The sequence below is a fragment of the Metabacillus sp. KH_069 genome (genome assembly GCF_057838075.1).
The window spans coordinates 3,569,900-3,589,609 of record NZ_CM174460.1 but is presented as its reverse complement, the minus strand read 5'-3'; the positions used below and the strand labels follow the sequence as shown (position 1 = coordinate 3,589,609).

Sequence of the window (19,710 nt, the reverse complement as noted above, 5' to 3'; positions counted from 1 at the left end):
TTTTTTTCGTGAAACCGATCCTAACAGATAAATATCGTCCCCAGTTTCACTTTACGCCGGAAGAAAAATGGATGAATGATCCTAACGGAATGGTGTACTTTCAAGGCGAGTATCATTTGTTCTATCAATATCACCCTTATAGTACAATTTGGGGCCCGATGCACTGGGGCCATGCGGTCAGCAAGGATTTGATCCATTGGGAGCAGCTTCCTGTCGCATTGCATCCAGATGAGCATGGCGCCATTTTTTCAGGCAGCGCTGTTGTTGATTGGGAAAATACAACTGGTTTCTTCGATGGTCAGCCAGGCCTTGTCGCCATCTATACAAGTCACGATACATATCCTGGGTCGGACAGGCCGCGCCAGCGTCAATGCCTTGCCTACAGCAGTGATAATGGAAGAACATGGACAAAGTACAGCGGCAATCCGGTCCTTGAAGACGAAACAAAAACAGATTACCGTGATCCGAAAGTGTTCTGGCACTCCGAAACAAAGCACTGGATTCAGGTGCTTGCTACTGGGCAAAGCGCAACCATTTACAAATCTAAGAATTTAATTGACTGGCAGTTTGCGAGTGAATTTGCTGAAGGATCGCACGCCGGGTTCTGGGAGTGCCCCGATCTGTTTCCGCTTCCTCTCGATTCCGAGAAGGAAAAATGGGTGATGCTTGTCAGCCTTGGAGATACCGGTGAACATGCAGAAGGTTCCCGGACTCAGTATTTTATCGGGGATTTCGATGGAGCAACCTTTGTAAATGACCATGAGAAAGATACTGTTTTATGGCTGGATTACGGAAGAGATAATTATGCAGGAGTGAGTTGGTCGGACCTTCCTGACAGACGTATTTACATCGGATGGATGAGTAACTGGCGCTATGCCAACCAAGTGCCGACAAAAGAGTGGCGGGGCGTTATGACAATACCGAGGGAGTTATCCTTACTCTCAAATGCAGATGGAATCCGGCTCATCCAAAAACCTGTTTCAGAAGCCCAGGTGCTGAGAAAGGGATGCGCATCTTTTAAAGATAAGCTTGTCACAACGGAGCAGCCTGTATCGATTCCTCTTAAGAGCCCGCTGCTTGAACTGTATCTGGAAGTGGAGTTTGAGAGTGCGTCGCTTGCAGAATTCACGATCCAGCATTCTGAAGCAGAAAAAACGATCATTCGCTATGACTCAGAAACAGAAACCCTGTCAGCAGACCGAACGGCCTCAGGAGAAGCTGACTTTTCAGCATCATTTCCTGCCGTGCAGGAGGCACCCCTGAAGATGAAGGATAACAGCATTCGTCTGCAGCTGCTTCTTGATGCTTCATCTATTGAACTATTCGGCAATGACGGCGAATGCGCCATAACGAGCCTGGTGTTTCCGGAGTCAAAAGAGAGTGTTTTACACCTTGCCTCACATGGAGGAGCCATAAAGATAAGATCAATGGAGCTGCATGAGCTGTCTTCCATATGGAACAAGGAAGGGTGAAAGCAAAGTGGGTACTTCGGTTATTTGCATCGGGGAATTGCTGATTGATTTTTTCTGCACCGAAACAGATATTGATTTAATAGAAGGAAAAAAATTTGAAAAGCAAGCGGGAGGAGCACCTGCCAATGTTTGTGCGGCGATCGGTAAATTAGGCGGCAAGGCTTCCTTCTGCGGTAAAGCCGGAAAGGACCCGTTTGGGGAGTTTCTGAAAAAAACGCTCGATGAAGCAGGCGTGGATACGAGCATGCTTGTGCTTGATCCTGACCATAAAACATCGCTTGCCTTCGTATCGCTTCAGGCGGACGGCGAGAGAGACTTCCTTTTTAACAGAGGGGCTGATGCTTTTTTAACGGAACAGGATATTGATGAGGAAAAAATAAAGCAAGCGGGCATTCTTCATTTTGGTTCAGCAACAGCACTGCTGGAAAACCCGTTTCGAACGCTGTATTTTGACACGATGAAAAAAGCGAAGCATAAAGGCAAATTCATTTCATTTGACCCGAACTTCAGACATGATCTATGGAAAACTAACACAGGAGAGTTTATCAGTCTGGCTAAAAAGGCAATGATGCTTGCTGACTTTATTAAAATGAGTGCGGACGAACTGGAACTGATTTCAGGAGTAAAGGGTGTCAGTGCAGGACTCGAAGTTCTTCATAAAACCTGCAATGGGCTGATTGCCGTCACTTTAGGAAGTGCCGGCACAATTGTATCAAACGGCAAAGAGAGGGTGGCTGTTCCAAGCATCAAAGTTCAGTCGATTGATTCTACTGGTGCCGGGGATGCCTTTGTTGGCGCCTTTCTCTATCAGATTGCAAACGAAGAGAATCCGAAGATCGCAGCAGCTGATATGGATTTGGTTAAAAAGATGATTTTCTTCAGCAATCGGGTCGGAGCGATCGTCTGCACTAAAATAGGTGCGATATCTGCCATGCCTTCTTTGAAAATCGTCAATCAAGAAGCTGTCAGCAGCTGACAAACTATTTTTAAAGGGATTGTTGAAAGTGACTCTTCAATCCCGTTTTTTTTAGAACTAAATGAAAGCGCTTTATTAAATCTGGAAGGGGATAGATACATGAAAAAAATGACCTTGCTGAAAATGGCAGCCGCTGCTGCCCTGCTTTTTTCGGTCTTCTCTTTAGAAGGATTCAGAGGAGCAGCTGTTGAACGAAAAACGGCCATTTTCGGCTACTCGGCTTTGTCAGGAAATTGGACAAAGGAATCTGACGGCTCTTTAAAAGGAAGTGCGGCTAAAAATCAGCCTGCTCTTATTCTATCAGACTCAGAAACAGGCAGTTATTTTGTCTATGAAGCCACAGTAAAACTCGAGAAAAACAGCACAGGATCCCTAATATTCAGGGCAAATCAGACAGGCACAGAGGGCTACAAAGTTAGTCTGGATTCCAAAAAAGACAGAGTCTCCCTCTCATCTTTGAATGGGAATCGTATACTGAAAACTGTTCCGCTTAAAGTAAAGGATCATTCAAACGTGAAAATAAAGGCCGACGGTCCTTCCATTAGTGTGTCTGTAGATGGAACAAACGTAATGGATCTTCAGGATTTCAGTCATTCTAAAGGTTTTACAGGCTTCCACGCGGAAGGCGGCAAACTTGTCTTCAGCAAGGTTCAGCTAAAGGAAGTGCGGACAAATCTGAGAGGCTTCAAAACAATTGCCGGCAAATGGGAGACTGGCTCTGAAGGGTTAGAGGCTGCACCTGATCAAGGAGAGAATCTCTATTCTATTTCCTCTACTTCGTCTGCTGATTTCATAGTTGAATCGGATCTTCTCTTAAAAGATAAAGCTGCAGCAGGCTCCTTGCTGTTCCGGTCCGACAAAACAGGAAGTAAGGCATACCAAGTGAAGGCTGATGCAAAAAATGACTTTTTGCAGCTGATTGATTCCCGCCAGAAAAAAGTCCTGGCGGAAGCAAAGATGCAGATCGAACAGGGAATGCTTTACCGCGTGAAGGTCAAAGCAGAAGGTTCTTCCCTGCAGGTTTTCTGGCAGAATGGAGGAACTCCTGTATTGAAAGCGAAAGATAATTCTTACTCAAAAGGATTTCTTGGACTGCATGCCAGCGGAGATGCCGTCTTTCAAAACATTCAAGTGAGTGATCTGCAATCCAATTTAGAAGGCTGGCAATCGATAAATGGAGAGTGGGCACCGCATCTTGACGGAACGGCTGGAACGAGCCCGGCGGAAGAAAATACCTACCGAATGGCTCAAACAGCTGGAGCAGATTTTGTCCTGGAAGGAGATATAAAGGTAGATGCTGAAGCTCCATACGGTACGGCAGGGCTTGTATTCAGGGGAAAGGCAGATGGCATGGAAGGATATATGCTCACCTTGGATCCAAACCTGAACATAATCCGTCTCCTGGATTTAAAAGGAGATCGTACCCTTGGAATCGCTGAGCGGAAATTAGAAACAGGTAAAATCTATCATGTTGAGATTCATGCTGCCGGAGATGATCTGAAGGTTTATTTTGATGGATATGCAGATCCGGCCATTTCCGTAAAAGACTCAGCCTATTCAAGCGGAAAATATGGATTAAATGTCTATAATGGTACAGCCTATTTTCAGCAAGTTTACGCAACACCACATGACGATTATTATTCAGAGCTTTACCGGCCGCAGTATCATTTTACGCAGGCAAGAGGATATGCGAGCGACCCGAACGGCTTAGTTTATTATGAAGGGGAATATCATCTTTTCCATCAGGACGGAGGAAAATGGGCTCATGCAGTGAGCACGGATCTTGTCCATTGGAAGAGGCTGCCGATCGCCATTCCGTGGAATGAAATGGGACATGCATGGTCTGGTTCCGCAGTGGTCGATAAGACCAATGCTTCCGGTTTATTTGATGAAGAAGGATCGGGTCTGATTGCTTTCTACACCTCATATAATCCTGAAAAACATAATGGCGATCAGAAAATTGGCGTTGCTTACAGCAAAGACAAAGGGCGCACGTGGGAATTTTATGATGGTAATCCAATCATACCGAATATAGGAGAATTTTACGGAGGAGAAGGCTGGGACTTCAGGGATCCGAAAGTCGTTTGGGATGAGGATCATAACCAATGGGTAATGGTTGTATCCGGAGGAGACCACATCCGGTTCTTTACCTCTCAAAATCTCCTGGACTGGGAAATGATTGAATCGTTCGGATACGGAGATTATGTGAGAGGCGGAGTATGGGAATGCCCTGACTTCTTCCAGCTGCCAGTAGACGGAGATCCCTCCAAGAAAAAATGGGTTTTGTCCATCAGTACAGGTGCCAATCCTAAAACTGACGGATCGGATTCAGAATACTTTGTGGGGACATTTGACGGAAAGCGTTTCGTCAGCGATCATCCAGCGGGCACTGTACTGAAAAATGAGTTTGGCAAAGAAATGTATGCGGCGATGTCATTCGCGGATATTCCAGCCGAAGACGGCCGCAGAATTTCACTGGGGTGGATGAGCAACTGGGATTACCCGTTCAGTTTTCCTACCTCACAATGGAAAGGGCAAATGTCTATACCGCGTGAGCTGACATTGAAGACAGTTCCAGGGGAAGGAATCAGACTGTTCCAGCAGCCGATTGAAGAGCTGGAGCAGCTCAGAGGACAAGCTTCCTCATGGAGCAATAAAACAGTAAAGCCTGGAGATGCGAATCTGCTTGCAAACGTAAAAGGAACATCCTATGAACTAGCAGCAGAAATCGAACTGCCTGTAAACAGCAAAGCAGAATTTGGATTCGGGCTAAGGGAATCTGACTCTCAGAAAACCGTTGTTGGCTATAAGGCTGGAGAAGCCAAGATGTTCTTTGACCGGTCTGAATCTGGAGATATCAGCTTTTCTGACAAATTTTCCACCTATCATGAAACGAACGTTACTCCAAAGAACAAACGAGTCAAATTTAGTATTTTCGTAGACGAATCTTCCATTGAGGTATTCGGAAACGACGGCCAGGCCGTTTTCTCAAATGTCGTGTTTCCGGACGGAGCAAGTGATGGCATGAGCTTTTACACCAAGGGAGGAAGTGTGAAAATTGTTTCCCTTGATATATATCCTTTAAAAGGTGTCTGGAAGGAAGAAAGCACGGATCCTGCTGCAATCGCCATGGATCATGAAACATTGTCTCTTCCCCTTGGAGGTGTGCACAAACTTTCTGCATCTGTCTCAGGCAAGCATCAAAAAATAAAATGGCATTCAAGCAATCCGGATGCAGCAGAAATCAAGAAAGTGGATGAACGCAGTGCAGAAGTCCGAATGACAGGTCATGGAAGAAGCATCATCACCACAGCTTCCACAAATGGAAAGCTGATCGGCAGAACAATTGTCGAGAGCAAGGCATCCTTTAAGATTGCTGAGAAGACAACCGGAAAAATCCTTACACCTGAAGGGAATTCAAATGGATCTAAAGCGAAACTTCAGCCAAGTGGAGAGCATTCATGGAAGATGGAAGGAGTTTCCCCTGGAGCTTATAAAGTTCACGCGGGTGACAGCAAGTTCGTACTGGATGCTTCGGGGGTCTCTGCGGGAGACGATGTGCAAATATGGGAGTACTTTGGCTACGGCAATCAGCAATGGAGAATCACCGACCAGTGGGATGGAACCTACCGTTTCAGCACTGTCAACAGCGGCAAAGTACTGGGCGTTAAGAATAACAGGCCAGAGAATGGAACGATTGCGGAGATACAGAATGCAGGGGGAGGGGAATTTCAGGAGTGGAAGCTGATTGATGCTTCAGATAATCAAAAATAAACCTTTTTCAGACCTGCAATAAAAGACTGCGGGAGTTTAAGCTAAAATAAAGGTGCCGGTTCCGGCACCTTCTTTTATTATTAAGCCGCTGTTTCTGAATCCGTCTTATAATCCCTGCCTGTTCTCTCAACCTTATTCCAATTCTGATTGAAGAAATAGGCAATGCTGCCATACATAATGAACATCATTGTGGCGAGGCGGTAGATCAGGATGTCAAACAGAATCGCCAGCAGCAATTTTGGCATTTCTCTCTTTTTAAAAGAAATGCCATAATGTCTGCTCATTCGAACAGCTGCCAGATCATATATCATTCCGAATATCAGTATGTAAATTGAAAGAAACAAAAAGTAATCCAAATAGGAAGATGGAGGATGAATGATTCCGTTAAGAACAATTAAGCCTGTCATGACATACGCGGCAATGGTTCCCGCGAGGAAGGATTCAATCAAATAAAAGAAAGAAACAGGTTTCGTAAACAGGGTTCTTACAAGGAATGCTCTGAAATGGATGACGCAATCGATAAAGGCTTTTTGCCAGCGAATCCGCTGCTTAAATAAATCCTTCCAATTTTCCGGAAGTTCTGTATAGCAGACTGCTTCAGGTATAAAGATGATTTTCTTCTTTTTATGAGTGGAAATATGTCTATGAATCCGCAGGGTAATATCAATATCTTCCCCGATCGTCGTTCTGAATCCCCCGACTTCAAGCAGCACTTGCTTTCTGAAAATGCCAAAAGCACCTGAAATGATCGCTAATGCATGGAATCTGGCAAGTGACATTTTAGTAATATAAAAGGCTTTAAGAAAGTCGAGCGCCTGCACGCTGACAAGAAGATTTGCCCGAAGCAGAGACAAAGATTTCAGAGGTTCAGCTGTTTTCGTCTGCAGCACATGAACCATACCGCCAGCAGCTACAACGTTCTCATCCTCAAAAGCATCATTTACAACAGGAAGCGCCTTGTCTGTCAAAATGGTGTCTGCATCAAGAGTAATCACAAGCTCTTTTTGTGCATACTCAATTCCGGCGTTTAAAGAATCTGCCTTTCCGCCGTTCTCCTTATCAATGACATAAATATTTGGATATAGCTTTGATTGATAGAATCCCAAAATCTTTTTGTGGCCTATCTTTCTAGGCGGCTGCTTAGAGCTTGGCTGCAGCTGCAGGAATTGGTTCAGCAGAAGCATAGTGTCATCAGTTGACCCATCATTAATGTAAATGACGTCATACGCTGAGTAGGACAAAGATTTCATACTATTAATAGAAGTATCAATAATTCCCTGTTCATTATAGCAGGGAACTAAAATGCTGATGCCCTTATCTCCCTTTGCAGCACACTTTAACCTCTCAGTCTGCCTTTTGAACCAAGGCAAACTATGAATTAGATGAATCACTGGAAACACGATACATAAAGAAAAGAGCAATAAACTGTAAATATCCAAAAAAACACTCCTTTAAGTAAAAAAACAAAGATACCATATACTTTCTGGGAGCTTGGATTTTTTCGAGGGTAAGCGGGAAAGGTTGAGAGATCTTGTCGAAAAGGAACTATGTGAGAGAAGGTATATCAACATGAAAAAACACCATTTTGAGAAATCTCAAAATGGTGTTTTTTAGATGGAGCATAACGGGATCGAACCGATGACCTCTACGCTGCCAGAGCTATTCTGTGAAATAAATTCGTAAAATATCTTTTAAGAGTACAAATTAGGATGTTTTAATCCTTTTTAAACTTATATTTAACAAAATAAATTAAAATATTTAAATCTAGAAATTACTTCTGTGCATATGCTGTGCAGTTTGTGCAGTATGTGGTATAAGGTGGTCAGCCTACTAGCAGTGGAGTTTGAATTGATCTTAAATTTGTAGAAGCTCGAAACTTTCGAGCTTTTGTTTTTTTCCAGAATAAGAACTTACACTTTTTTTAAACCTGTTTATTTTGTATCTGGAATTATATAAGATAACACTATATCTTGCCTCGAATGTCCAAGGTACAATGATACCAACATTCTTCTCATTTGTTCGTGTGTAAATCCTTTTAATTCTTGTCCATTCATTCTTCTATACGTATTTAGTCTATCTAATTCTTTTTTCATTCTTTCTACAATGATCTCTTGGTTGGACCCTTGGTTTCTCACATAATTACCAATTTCTTTCTTTAATTGCGCCTTGCTCATAAAACGTGTTTTATCATAGAGATTTTGGGCATATTTCTTTCTATTTGAGTGGGTGGAATATCTCCTGCCATCTCTGTTTATTCCAGTCTTTTTAGCAGCATCATTTGTATATCTTTGAACAGTTTTTACCGATTTTTCCAAATTCATATTATTGCCTTTTGAATCCCTCATTGCGAAAACCGGGGTACCAAGTTTTTTACCGGCACAAAAATCTCTAAAAATCTTTTCTACTTCCTTATTCATTTTAACTGTACGAGTAAAGTTATTTTTATCGTTCCTAAATGTAACATTTCCTTTTTCAAAATCAATGTCCCGGACCTCTAATTTGAATATAGATTTTATTCTACCACCAATTAGAACTTGGACTTGATTAATTGTTAACGAGATCTTTCCATTTTTTGTTTTGGTGTTTATAGCAGAATGCACTGTATTTACTTCTTCATTTGAGGGCTTTATAGCAGTAATTTCATCTTTGGATCTATATACACCACGAAATTTAAGAAAATTCAGCCGCTGCCCTTTGTCACCAACCCTTATTTTTGTGTCTTTACCACATACATTCGTGTTGTTTACCATTACTCTAAATGCTTCTAATGCGTTAACACGCCTTTGAATTTGTCCAGCTGATAGTTTCCCTTCATCGTAGCGATTTGCAAGAATCTCAAAATATTTATCCCATAAGACCCCATTCATATACTTAGGCAATAGTCTTTTAAAATCAGGACCTTCAATTTTTGCAATATCGTTCAACATTGTAAATACCGATTTCTTATATCCTTCGTAGGTGTTTTTTCTCCATTTTTTCTTCTTTACTGTAATGCCAGTTTTTTCACCTTCTCGAAAGGCTGCTTCAACATTATCTATTGCTATTTCTAAATTACTCATTTGACCCCGTGTTTTCTCGGAATCTTTTTTATTACTGTGTTTTTTCTTTCTCTTTTTGCTCATTGTTTCGCCCCCTTGCTGTAAAAATGAGCCAAACCAAAAATCACGGCCGCCAAGTGTCTGTAATGTTCGTCCGAAGGACGAAAGCTTCGCTTTTCATCCTTCGATCACGAACAAACAGACACTAGGCGATAGAGATTTGGTGTAGATTATGCAAAATTTAGGCGTGAAAAATCAATGTATGTTTTAGCAGTTTCCCTCCAAGTCTTCGATTTCAAAATCTCACCGTTCAGCGATACATCGCTTCAACGCTTCGCTTTTTCAAACTACGACTGGAGAGAAACTGCTCAAGGCACGCCTGTCCTTTCCATTTGTAATTTTATCGCCGCTTTCGGCTGTAGGCCGAAACCATTCTATAAAATTACTGCATTCCAAGAACATTCGTGTCCTACCTAAACCCATAATGCAAGTGCTTTGCTCGAATGAACGTATCTAACAAATGTCCCCGATACGCTCCAATCAAATATAGATCGTAATCTATATCTCATAGGAACTTACCCGTTTCATCTGCGCTCATAGGAGTTACGGACGCAGCTGTAGCCACGCACATCGATGCCTCTATTACATCGATGCTCTCTCTAATTTCTTAGAGTTATCTTATCCATAGATAAGAACAGACCGCCAATCTTCGGGAGACCGTGATTGGTGCATATCCACTTCCGGACTTAGCAACGGTACAGCGGGCGGTTAACCCTTTTTGAGTTCTCCAGGACTTTGAAACAACACTTCACATAATGACAATACATTTTATAAATTTTTCAGCTGAAGTTAATCATTTTCTTATTTCCTCCAAGTTATTATTGCTCTTAACATCACTCTCATAAATTTAATTATCTACTTTATCAGCCCGTGTCTCTGTACCGCTTCTGGGATTTTAGAGAACTTCGTTCTTACGTTTCTAAAGTAGGCCTTGCTGCTATTTTTTTTCTAATTTATCACTCCTCATTTTTATAAATTTTGTTCAATATTCAGTTGTACTTAGTAAATGACATAAAGCCACTTCCTCTCCGTTTTATAGGTTTGTTATCCCATTTTTCAGAAACGAGATTCTATTACTTTCACTTACGTAAATAGTTAAAAAGATACGCTCAAATTATAAATTAAAATTAGATTTTTTTAGAAAAATAAATGAAAAAGCAGCAGATTAGCTCTGCTGCTCTAAACGCATAAGTTCATCTATAACTCTTGCTACATAATCATTTTCTGACCTAAAATCTTCTGCTTCTGGCGTTAAAGAGGTTCTTCGTTGAAGCTGCATAATGTTAGGGAAAACCTCGTTTGTTTTTAGATCATAGTCAATATATCCAACCATAATATTACTTTCGCTTATTGATAGAGGGAATGCTGATGACCTTACCTTTGAGAATTTTTCTAATTCCGGGAATACTTTATTTTGAATAAATTCTATATTTTTAGCAGTTGATTCCACTAAACTGAATTTTGAATTAAACTCATATTCCTTATAATTTTGATCAGTTAAATTTTCATTTCTCTTTATTTCTTTGATCTTATCTATAGAGTTATCAATTAATTTTACGAGGCTATCTTTTTTCTTTAAAAGTTCATCATATTCTCTTACAGATGAATTTGAATAAAACAGCTTTATTTTCAGATTTTCGGTCATTGAATCTTCAAGAAACATTTTATACTCCGATAAATATGACTCCACAGATCCAATCGTTACTCCTTTTTCTGAACCATATCCTAAAACGCTCCAAGCTTTTAATTTCGGCAAATAAGAAAGTGTTAATTCATATATTTTTTCTGTAATTTCATCTACAAGTTCTTCTCTTTTTATGTATTCCTGGACAGTAATATGATAGTCCTTTTTGGCATCCGGAATTAATTCCATTTTCCCCTTACATTCTTCAAGTTTGTCTGAATAAACCCTATGGTACTCTTTAGATTCAAAATCATAATAGAAATATAGATAATTTTGATAACCTCGATTTCTGAAATCGTTTGATGGTTGTGTATATCTGATATCACTTCCGACACGAATATAAGGAATTCCTAACATCTCAACTTTTAATAGACCTAGCGGCCTTTTAATAAGCTTAGATGAACCCGTTACATAATAACCTCGTTCAGGGAAGCAATCATCTTCTTTTTCCTGAAACAACTTAACCTGAAATTCGGGCAATTTTCTTTCATCAAAAGAAGGCACTTTGATTTCATAAATATCAGTTTTATTATTTTTTTCATATTTTATGTATTCCTCCAATACATCAAATTTTGCTTTAGTAGGCATTTTATATGCAAGTTCATTTTTTTCTTCACTAATTAATATTACTGGACCTAAAAAATTAATAGATTGAATGGCTGCGTCTAAAACTTCTTCTGGAGATTTCTTTTTAATCTTGTCCTTATCAAACAAATCTTTAAATTCCAATACATACACCCCTAATTTAAGAATAAATCTCATAAATTATAAGCAGATAAGTATATAAATCAATAAAAAAAAATACATAAGTACAATTACTAATATAAGCTAGCATTTCGTCCAAATCAGAAAGAAACAGAAGAAAGCAAAACCTTGTCCTATACCGGACAGAAGCTAGTTTTACACATTTCCAACAAAATATATTAATCTGCTTTAAGACTTTATTACTCCTATTTTTAAATAAAAATACCAATACATAGTTAATTCTATAAAAAATTTTTCATTTTCTGGATTTACAGGAAAAAAATTCTGATACAATATTATCAGTTCAGTTCAATAGATTTATTGACTAATAAAAGAATTTTAGGAGGAAAGTATGAGTAATAAAGTTTGTTTGTTGACATTCATTTTCTTGTTAGTTTTTGGCTCTATATCATTTGCTCACTCCGGAAGGACTGACAGCAAAGGCGGTCATAACTGTAGTGCCAAATCACAGGCTAAAGGACTGTGTAGCGGTTATCACTATCATAACGGAGGAGGAGCAACTGCTCCAAGTGAACCAGCCAGTACAGCTCCTGCAGCTGCACCTCAACGCAATGATAAAGATTGTACGGAGTTTGCCAACTATGATGAAGTCGTAGAATATTGGAATGCTAAAGGATACTCTGCTCAAAATGATCCGGAGAATTTAGATGGTTGGGGCAATGGAGTCGTTGACGACGGTATTCCTTGCGAGGCCCCCGATAGCTATGATAAGTCAAAGATAAATAATAGTCCGGAACAAGTTCAGGCAAAACAAGATGAGTCAGATAAGCAAAACGGGATGAAAGATGGACGTGCAAAAGGCTTAGAAGATGGATACAACGATGTAACGCCTAATGAGGTTGCTGCTTCAGGAAGCATTGCCTATAGAGAAGGTTATGAAGAAGGTTATACAGCAGCATATGCAGAAAGTAAAAAGAAAATGGATGCTGAAAAGAAAAAAGCTATGGAAGCCGGTACTGCTCTTGGGGAAAAACAAGATTCTATTTCCATACCACAAGCATTCTCTAAAAATGAAAGTTTAAAAAGTGCGTTTGAAGCAGGATTCACAACAGCTGTAAATGAACGAATTGAAGCTAAACGTCAAGAATATGCGGACAAAGGATATTCAGATGGCAAGAAAGATGTACTCAACCTACCATCTAATGTCGATGAGCGATTTATAAAAGCTTATCAAGAGTCCTATGATAAATCGCAAGTAGAGCTCAAAGACCAATATTTCAAACAAGGGTATGAAGCTGCATTTACAATGCTGAAATACGAAGACCCTTCACTTGGTAATGAAAAATTAACAGGATGGTATAAAGAAGGCTTTGAATCGAATAACAAAATTGACAAAATTAAAGAAGTAGCCCTTTCATCTGGTGAAGCCGGCGAAGATTATTCCATTCCAAGCAAGTATAATCAAGGTGAAGTAATTTATAAGCACTATTACAATTTAGGCTATAAAGAGTATGAAGAAAATCAAAGAGACCGAAGAACTGCATCTGCTGGTGTAGCCGGAGCAGCTGTTCTTGCGTGGCTTGGCAGAAGATTTTATGTAGCGAAGAAAATGGTATCGTAAAGGAGGCTTACAATGTCTGTATATCGTAAATTGTGTTATGGAGTAGAAGATTTATTCGTTAAAATGTTAACCAAAAAGCAAGACAGTTCCGTTGCTTCTCAAAAAGTACAAGAATTTAGGACATCAAAAGAACGGTACCGTGCTCAAAAAAAGCAAAATAAACGGGCGCAAACAGAACAAATGAGGTAATTTAGTACAACTAAATCGGGAGGAATCCCAATGATAGCGTATTAGTTAACATACCAATTGGCAGAGTATTGGTATGTTTTTTGTTGTATAACTGTTTGAAACTGTACCTAGTTGAGTGAAAGTCTAACTAAAAGTGTGAATTTAATGTGGACTTATTCATAAAGACTTATGTTTACGATAGGGTATTTCCATATTTTTATATAAAAGTTTGAAATTTCATCTTATACTAGGTTTAAGAACAAATCACAGTCTTGGAGGTTTATATGGAGAAATGGATTGGTAATAGACCTACGCTTGAGCAAAAGAATTTAGCAAACAAGCATAAGAGTTTATTAACAGAGCAATGCAACGTTATTACAAGCGGGAAAACAGTATTAAAAGTCATTGAAGCAGAATTTGACAAGAAATTAGGAGCTGATCTAAAAGGCTTATTGATTTTAACGGAAGATACTCTTTATTTTGTATCGAAACGTCAGCATTTCACATTTACCTACGCTTCTATTCAAAACATCACCTATAAAAAAGATGGAAAAGACAAAAACGAATGGGAATTATCTTTTACATCTGGCTCAAAAAAATATGCTTTTGATGACATTAAAAAAAGTGAAGACACTGATGAATTTATAGAAATTCTTCAGTATGTGTCCATTGGTGATGCACCAAGAGAGGTGTTGACCACTACCAACCACGATTTTAACACGTACTTAGATAAACAAACTCAATCTAGGTTAAAAGCTCAAGGTGTAAAAATAACTTCTTTCCTAATTAAGCGGGATAACTTAGGTTTGACCAAAAATGGAGAAAGACACCTACGGAGCAAACACCAGAATGCAGTGTTGGTTGCTGAAGGGTTTTATCAAGAAGAAAATGTAAAAAAAGGTAATTTCATTGTTGTTGAGCAGCTGAAAGTACTTGTGTATCTCTATGACAACAAGATCGGTGCTTCTTCTGAAGAGGTTGTAATACCATTTATTGAATTCTCCCATAGTGTAGTGGACCATTTCGCCATTAAAAGTGAAGTGAAAACAAGTAATGGTTTATTAGTCCTTAATACAGGTGGGAAAAGTTTTGTTACTTTATTAGAAAGTGCCGGCATCTCTTTAAATACGAAAGAAAGAAAGTGGTATCAAAAGATTTTAGGTTTCCGGAGCGGGAAGGTTTGGAAAAGTGTCGTTGCTTCTTTCACTTATACACTAGCTCTCCTTCTCGTGTTGATTATGGTTGTAGGTGGCGAAGACTCAACATCTAATTCAGCTTCAACTAAACCAGAAACGAAAACAGAGGAAAAAACAAACCAACAAGATACTTCTCGTTCTGATAAAGTAAAGGAAACAAGCACTGTTCCATCACCAAGTTATACAATCACAAATGAAAGATTAGATGATAGTGGAACGTGGTATGTGACTGCTGAGACAGAGGTAACGGATGAGGATTCTCTAAAGAACTTATCACAAGCATTTATTGAAGAGGCGAAATCAAGAAAAAATGTTACTTCTACATTTTTGAATATGACTTATGCCAAAGGTGGAGAAGCTCATATTGCAAATGCAAAATTCGCTTTAACAAATAAAGGTCTAGCACAAACCGGTTTAAGTAAAGTTGAAGAGATCGAATTTGAATATCTTCCTGATAATATTGAAGAAGTGGATTCTACTGTCACTGAATCATCCAGTAAATATTCAGCTGATGATGTTCTCTCTGCTTTTAAGAACGCTAATCTTAGCGTTAAAGAACCAAGAGACAATACTTCGAAACAATGTAAATCAGATGGATTAAATTGCACCCAGTTAATAACAACAGAAGATGTAAGTATTTATCTATGGCCTTCAGAAGAATTAGCTGTAAAAAATGCTTCTAACTTTAGTCACCAGTCTGGCGCTTTCACTATCCGTTTTAATAAGCCTAAGAGCCCCGAAAACGAGTACATTAAAGTGATTGATACTATAACTAATTCATAAAACGGGTTACTTCTTGAGGAGAAAACAGCAAAATGCAGTAGACTATGGGTACTAAATTGCACAGCAATTTGACCCTTTTTTGATATAACGAGCATTAACGGTGTTTGGGAGCATCATTAGATGGTCCTTTACTTTTTATTTCTTCGATATAAAATGTCAAATAAAATGTGTACTTAATGACTTATAATACTCGATTGCTTCTTCCGCTTGTTTTTTTGAATTAAACTTTAAAACTCCGTACTTCTGCTTATCTCCTTTATCATCTGTTCGATGTATAATTCGGCAAGAAAATAATGCACCTTCTAGTGTTTTTCTTGTAAACAGCTGAAGAAGTTCAAAAGAGCCGTTTTTCATCGTGTAAGCTACGAAATAATTCCTGCTCATTTCTTTTTATTCCTTCTATATAATATTTCAAATACGTGTTCCGGAAGATTTATTACTGATTTTATTTCATCCAACGTTAATTTATCCAGCTCAATCAATTTCTTGATATGTTTTTCTTTCCAATGGATTTCATCGTTTTCTTTCCATTTAGCATCGTAATAGGCCATCTCTTGACCGATACCTACTCGCCAATAGTCATCTACTGCTTTGCGCTTGCGTGGTTGTTCGAATTTTCTCATTTACCATCGCTCACTTCCTTCTAAAGGTCTAAAAGACAGAACACCTTTGTGATGTTTTGGAATTTCCCATATATCCTTTACCTTATTCCGATAGTCGTATTCTTCTCGTCCTTCACTTATATATTCAAGGATTAATTTATGAGCAGACTCTTCTGTTTTAGTATTAACGATTATTTGCTGCAATAACGAATCATCTTCCACCATTATAACAAACGTCTTAAACATTCTTTAATCCTGGATAAGGTATATCACCTGGTTTAGCATTAACAAATCGTCTTTAATCTTCGTTAATCCACCGGCTAAATTCATCAGATAGGTCAGTTTTTTTAGCATCTACTTTATTCATTTTGGATCTCGATGCTTATTAATGAGTACTAAGCTTCGGTTTATTCCGAGATTATAAGCCAGCAGCAAGAACAGATTCTCACGATCTTCTTCCGAAAAATAAATGTTGCCATCAAAGAGTTCCATATGACTTTCTGAGGTCAATTTGCTGTACAAACCGTAAGTCACTTGTTGGGGTTCATTTTTCAACTTAAAATCATCAGCCATTCTCTTTCCCTCCTGTAATTTTATTTCACCTTACCAGTACTTCTACTTAATTTTACTTCTTCCTGTTCCAAGGTAAGTTATCGTGATCCTTTTGAACACCAGGAAAGCATTTGGGACAATACCTACGATTCAATTGAGGACTGTCTTCATTATAGAGAGATTTTAATTGTTCTTCAGTAAATCTACCCACGCAATATGTACAAGTACCCATCAAAACACCCTTTCTCACTAGAGCGTATGTTCTTATTTAAATCCACCAACTATAGATAACATTGATTGGTTTTAAGGAGTGGGATAAGTGTACACAAAAAAAGCCAGATTCATAAAAGTTTCTGGCTAGGAAATAAAAGTTCTTTTATGAAGTTTCCCTGGTACCAATAATTATTCCTTCACTACCTTCAGTCCAATTGTACCTTTTATAACTGTTGTAATTGTTGTGCTAATTGAAGGGGTTTTATTTATGTGCAAGGTTTGAAGTCTGTTGCTTTAAACAATTAATATCTTAGATAACTGAATTTCCGGGAGTTTTTAATAGATGTAATAATTTTTTCTTTAGGAAGCTCTAACTCAACTAGTAAACAGATTTCCAAGATACAATTTAAAACCTCACATAGGTTGTACAATTCTTTCCCTGTCTTTGTTTTAGATTGTAATTCAATACTAAAGTGTGTTAAATAATTTCTTGTATTTAAAACGGAATTAATAAAATTATTATCAAGATCAATAACCGTGCATATTATTTCCTCATTTTTCTTAATAATATCTTTTATACGTCGGCGTAAACTTAACTCATTCAAATATGAAAGTTTAGAAACAAAGATATTATTCATTTCAGATGATAAGTTTTCCTGCAAAACAAACTTTACTTTTAAGAGTAGAACTTCATATTCTTCATTGTCTAAGTATTGTCCTCCATATACTCTTCTATGATAAGATTCAATTGCTTGTATAAGGCTAAGAAAACGATGTTGTAGATACATAGAATTGTTATAAATAGTCCCAAAATAAAGATCGTATATTGGCTGCATATTTTCATTTTTATCGAACCAATTTTGTAGTATGTTTTGAAAATCATCTTTAATTGTATTAAATGTTATTAGCATATCTTGAGAATATACTTTTTTAAGGTTTTGTGGGATTTTAGGATTTATGAAATACAGGTGTACATCGTTGTCTGTAACTACACCATTAAATGTCTCATTATATTTATCACTCTGAGCAATTACTTCTAATGGATATGTTGTGGTACCTGTAGATAATGTCAGGAAATTTTGAAGATTATATAAATAGGTGTTAAAAAAATTTTCTATAGTGATTTCTTCATTGTTTACTAATTCTAAATATGTTTTTTGTGTAAGAGTAATAATTGAACTCTGGTCGCCACTAAAATTAAACGAATAGTTTAAACTTATATTTGTATTATTTATTGTTGCTAAAGTGTCAGTGCTTGGAAATTCATAAGAAACATTTACTCCAGAAAGTGAACCTTCTTTGCTAGTTACAAACTCCCTTTCAAACCCTGATTTACCAATCCATCTTTCTAAATTATTAAAAGTTACTAAGTACTTCTCAAATTTCAATTCACTTAGATGACTTATATGAACTCCCATTAATAAATATTTAGCTTGAATAGTCGATTTGGCATAACCGCTATCATTATACTTGGAAATTATTTGGTGGCAGTCCACTAAAGTGATTTTTGTGCCCTCAGAAGTATGGCCTAAAATGATATCAAGGTTTATAGGGTTGTCTAAATCACTACCAGAACAAAAGAATCCATTTAATTCTAGATTTAGTTTTTCTTTTTGATTAAATATGAGCCTACCTGAAACATTATTTTCAACTTTTTCGTCAGCAGATGGTAACCACCACATACCAGTCAAATCGAAATCCTTCAAAGATATACCCCCGTTATCTTGTTTATGAAATATTTGGTAGTTCAAATAAATATTATCATCATACGCTAAAATAGTACATTGAAAATTTTCGGAATTTTTAATCATAAGTTTTAGCGTCTTTTTATTTTTATAGACCCTTAACCGGAAAAAATAAAAGAAAAAATTGGTTCTATAGTAAAATTTTTTTCTTTATATCTTGAAAATGTAGAAATTTAAGAATATAAGTAATGTACCAATTGGCTAAAGTCGATGGAACGAATTTTCAGACAATCACAAAAACATAAGAACAAGGGTTCAAAGGGTGTCAAAAATTTGTACCATAATTTTTCATATTCGAGAGGAGGTATAAAATAAATGACTATATATGCGTATGGGAGAGTATCTTCAAAACTTCAATCAGCAGAGAGGCAACAATTGTCATTGATAGAGTATGGTGTTAAGGAGGAAAACATTTTTATTGATAAAATGTCTGGGGGAAATTTCAAACGTCCTCAATATCAAAAATTAAAATCTATATTAAAGGAATCAGATACTGTAGTGTTTCACGAATTAGATCGTTTAGGTAGAAATTATGACGATGGTATGAAGGAGCTGTCTTGGTTCCAGCAAAATAAAAATCGATTAGTATTCCTTGATTATCTATGGATGAACGAGATGACAGAAAGCGACGATGTAATTGTTAGAGCTAATGGGTACAATATGCTTTATATGTATTTAGCTATTGCAGAGACCGAACGGTTAAAACTGTTGAAACGCCAAAAAGAAGGGATTGCTATCGCTCGTACCAAAAATCCTGAAAAATATACCGGCAGGAAAAAAGGATTTACAAAAGATCAAATCCAAGATGCAATTAACAAGTATGTATCACGTGAATATACAGTTAAACAAGCCTGTGCTGCATCAAGAATGAGTAGATCAACCTTTTATAGAAGGTTACGAGATTATAAAGCTGACCAGGATTGAGTGCAAAAAGCATTCGGATTTTCTATATGATTTAAAGGAAATGTTGATGATATATGATACTTTATTTATGCTCTAAATCATTATAAAAATTACTTTTTAAATAATATATAAAGAAGGAGATCAATATTTATCGATAAAAATTATGATGCGCTTAAAAATGAGGAAGTGATTGGTTTTAAAAAGATAAGACTACCTTC

General features: G+C 37.7%; 15 protein-coding genes. 7 read left to right on the top strand and 8 right to left on the bottom strand.

The genetic code is table 11. The annotated features are described in order from the left end of the window. Positions 1–8 precede the first annotated feature (8 nt). The 3 genes from AC3ISE_RS18115 (at position 9) to AC3ISE_RS18105 (ending at position 6,222) form a co-directional block, all read left to right on the top strand. Positions 9–1,472: a glycoside hydrolase family 32 protein gene (locus tag AC3ISE_RS18115; RefSeq protein ID WP_489222033.1), complete on the top strand. Its 1,464-nt coding sequence runs from the start codon at positions 9–11 to the stop codon at positions 1,470–1,472. A 7-nt stretch (positions 1,473–1,479) separates the two neighbouring features. Further along, on the top strand, positions 1,480–2,448 hold the full coding sequence (locus AC3ISE_RS18110) for a carbohydrate kinase family protein (protein WP_489222032.1): 969 nt from the start codon (positions 1,480–1,482) through the stop codon (positions 2,446–2,448). Between the two features lie 99 nt (positions 2,449–2,547). After that, positions 2,548–6,222: a GH32 C-terminal domain-containing protein gene (locus tag AC3ISE_RS18105; protein ID WP_489222031.1), complete on the top strand. Its 3,675-nt coding sequence runs from the start codon at positions 2,548–2,550 to the stop codon at positions 6,220–6,222. A gap of 80 nt (positions 6,223–6,302) precedes the next feature. On the opposite strand, the gene AC3ISE_RS18100 is transcribed toward AC3ISE_RS18105, so the two are convergent. The 3 genes from AC3ISE_RS18100 to AC3ISE_RS18090 all read right to left on the bottom strand — a co-directional run bounded on the left by AC3ISE_RS18100 (position 6,303) and on the right by AC3ISE_RS18090 (position 11,733). After that, on the bottom strand, positions 6,303–7,661 hold the full coding sequence (locus tag AC3ISE_RS18100) for a glycosyltransferase family 2 protein (protein ID WP_489222030.1): 1,359 nt from the start codon (positions 7,659–7,661) through the stop codon (positions 6,303–6,305). A 492-nt stretch (positions 7,662–8,153) separates the two neighbouring features. Next, the gene (locus AC3ISE_RS18095) at positions 8,154–9,344 is read right to left on the bottom strand and encodes a tyrosine-type recombinase/integrase (RefSeq protein WP_489222029.1); all 1,191 of its coding nucleotides are present in this window, start codon (positions 9,342–9,344) and stop codon (positions 8,154–8,156) included. A 1,141-nt stretch (positions 9,345–10,485) separates the two neighbouring features. Then, positions 10,486–11,733, bottom strand: a complete 1,248-nt coding sequence (locus AC3ISE_RS18090) for a hypothetical protein (RefSeq protein ID WP_489222028.1) — start codon at positions 11,731–11,733, stop codon at positions 10,486–10,488. A gap of 367 nt (positions 11,734–12,100) precedes the next feature. On the opposite strand from AC3ISE_RS18090, the gene AC3ISE_RS18085 reads away from it, so the two are divergent. The 3 genes from AC3ISE_RS18085 to AC3ISE_RS18075 all read left to right on the top strand — a co-directional run bounded on the left by AC3ISE_RS18085 (position 12,101) and on the right by AC3ISE_RS18075 (position 15,477). Next, on the top strand, positions 12,101–13,330 hold the full coding sequence (locus AC3ISE_RS18085; protein WP_489222027.1) for a YHYH domain-containing protein: 1,230 nt from the start codon (positions 12,101–12,103) through the stop codon (positions 13,328–13,330). A 12-nt stretch (positions 13,331–13,342) separates the two neighbouring features. After that, on the top strand, positions 13,343–13,519 hold the full coding sequence (locus AC3ISE_RS18080) for a hypothetical protein (RefSeq protein ID WP_489222026.1): 177 nt from the start codon (positions 13,343–13,345) through the stop codon (positions 13,517–13,519). 263 nt (positions 13,520–13,782) lie between these two features. Then, on the top strand, positions 13,783–15,477 hold the full coding sequence (locus AC3ISE_RS18075) for an excalibur calcium-binding domain-containing protein (RefSeq protein ID WP_489222025.1): 1,695 nt from the start codon (positions 13,783–13,785) through the stop codon (positions 15,475–15,477). A gap of 156 nt (positions 15,478–15,633) precedes the next feature. Here AC3ISE_RS18075 and AC3ISE_RS18070 read toward each other — a convergent pair whose 3' ends face one another. The 5 genes from AC3ISE_RS18070 to AC3ISE_RS18050 all read right to left on the bottom strand — a co-directional run bounded on the left by AC3ISE_RS18070 (position 15,634) and on the right by AC3ISE_RS18050 (position 18,550). Further along, complete coding sequence (locus tag AC3ISE_RS18070) at positions 15,634–15,861, bottom strand: RNA-binding protein (protein WP_489222024.1); 228 nt, start codon at positions 15,859–15,861, stop codon at positions 15,634–15,636. Next, positions 15,858–16,100 carry a hypothetical protein gene (locus AC3ISE_RS18065; RefSeq protein ID WP_489222023.1) on the bottom strand — a complete coding sequence of 81 codons (243 nt, stop codon included), beginning with the start codon at positions 16,098–16,100 and terminating at the stop codon, positions 15,858–15,860. The genes AC3ISE_RS18070 and AC3ISE_RS18065 overlap by 4 nt, the downstream gene beginning before the upstream one ends. Continuing rightward, complete coding sequence (locus tag AC3ISE_RS18060) at positions 16,101–16,325, bottom strand: hypothetical protein (protein ID WP_489222022.1); 225 nt, start codon at positions 16,323–16,325, stop codon at positions 16,101–16,103. It abuts the gene before it with no gap. A 117-nt stretch (positions 16,326–16,442) separates the two neighbouring features. Beyond that, complete coding sequence (locus AC3ISE_RS18055) at positions 16,443–16,652, bottom strand: hypothetical protein (protein ID WP_489222021.1); 210 nt, start codon at positions 16,650–16,652, stop codon at positions 16,443–16,445. A gap of 494 nt (positions 16,653–17,146) precedes the next feature. Continuing rightward, positions 17,147–18,550 (bottom strand): ApeA N-terminal domain 1-containing protein, encoded by a 1,404-nt coding sequence (locus AC3ISE_RS18050; RefSeq protein ID WP_489222020.1) that lies wholly within the window; start codon positions 18,548–18,550, stop codon positions 17,147–17,149. 354 nt (positions 18,551–18,904) lie between these two features. Between AC3ISE_RS18050 and AC3ISE_RS18045 the strand changes: the two genes are divergently transcribed. Then, on the top strand, positions 18,905–19,513 hold the full coding sequence (locus AC3ISE_RS18045) for a recombinase family protein (RefSeq protein ID WP_489222019.1): 609 nt from the start codon (positions 18,905–18,907) through the stop codon (positions 19,511–19,513). Positions 19,514–19,710 lie beyond the last annotated feature (197 nt).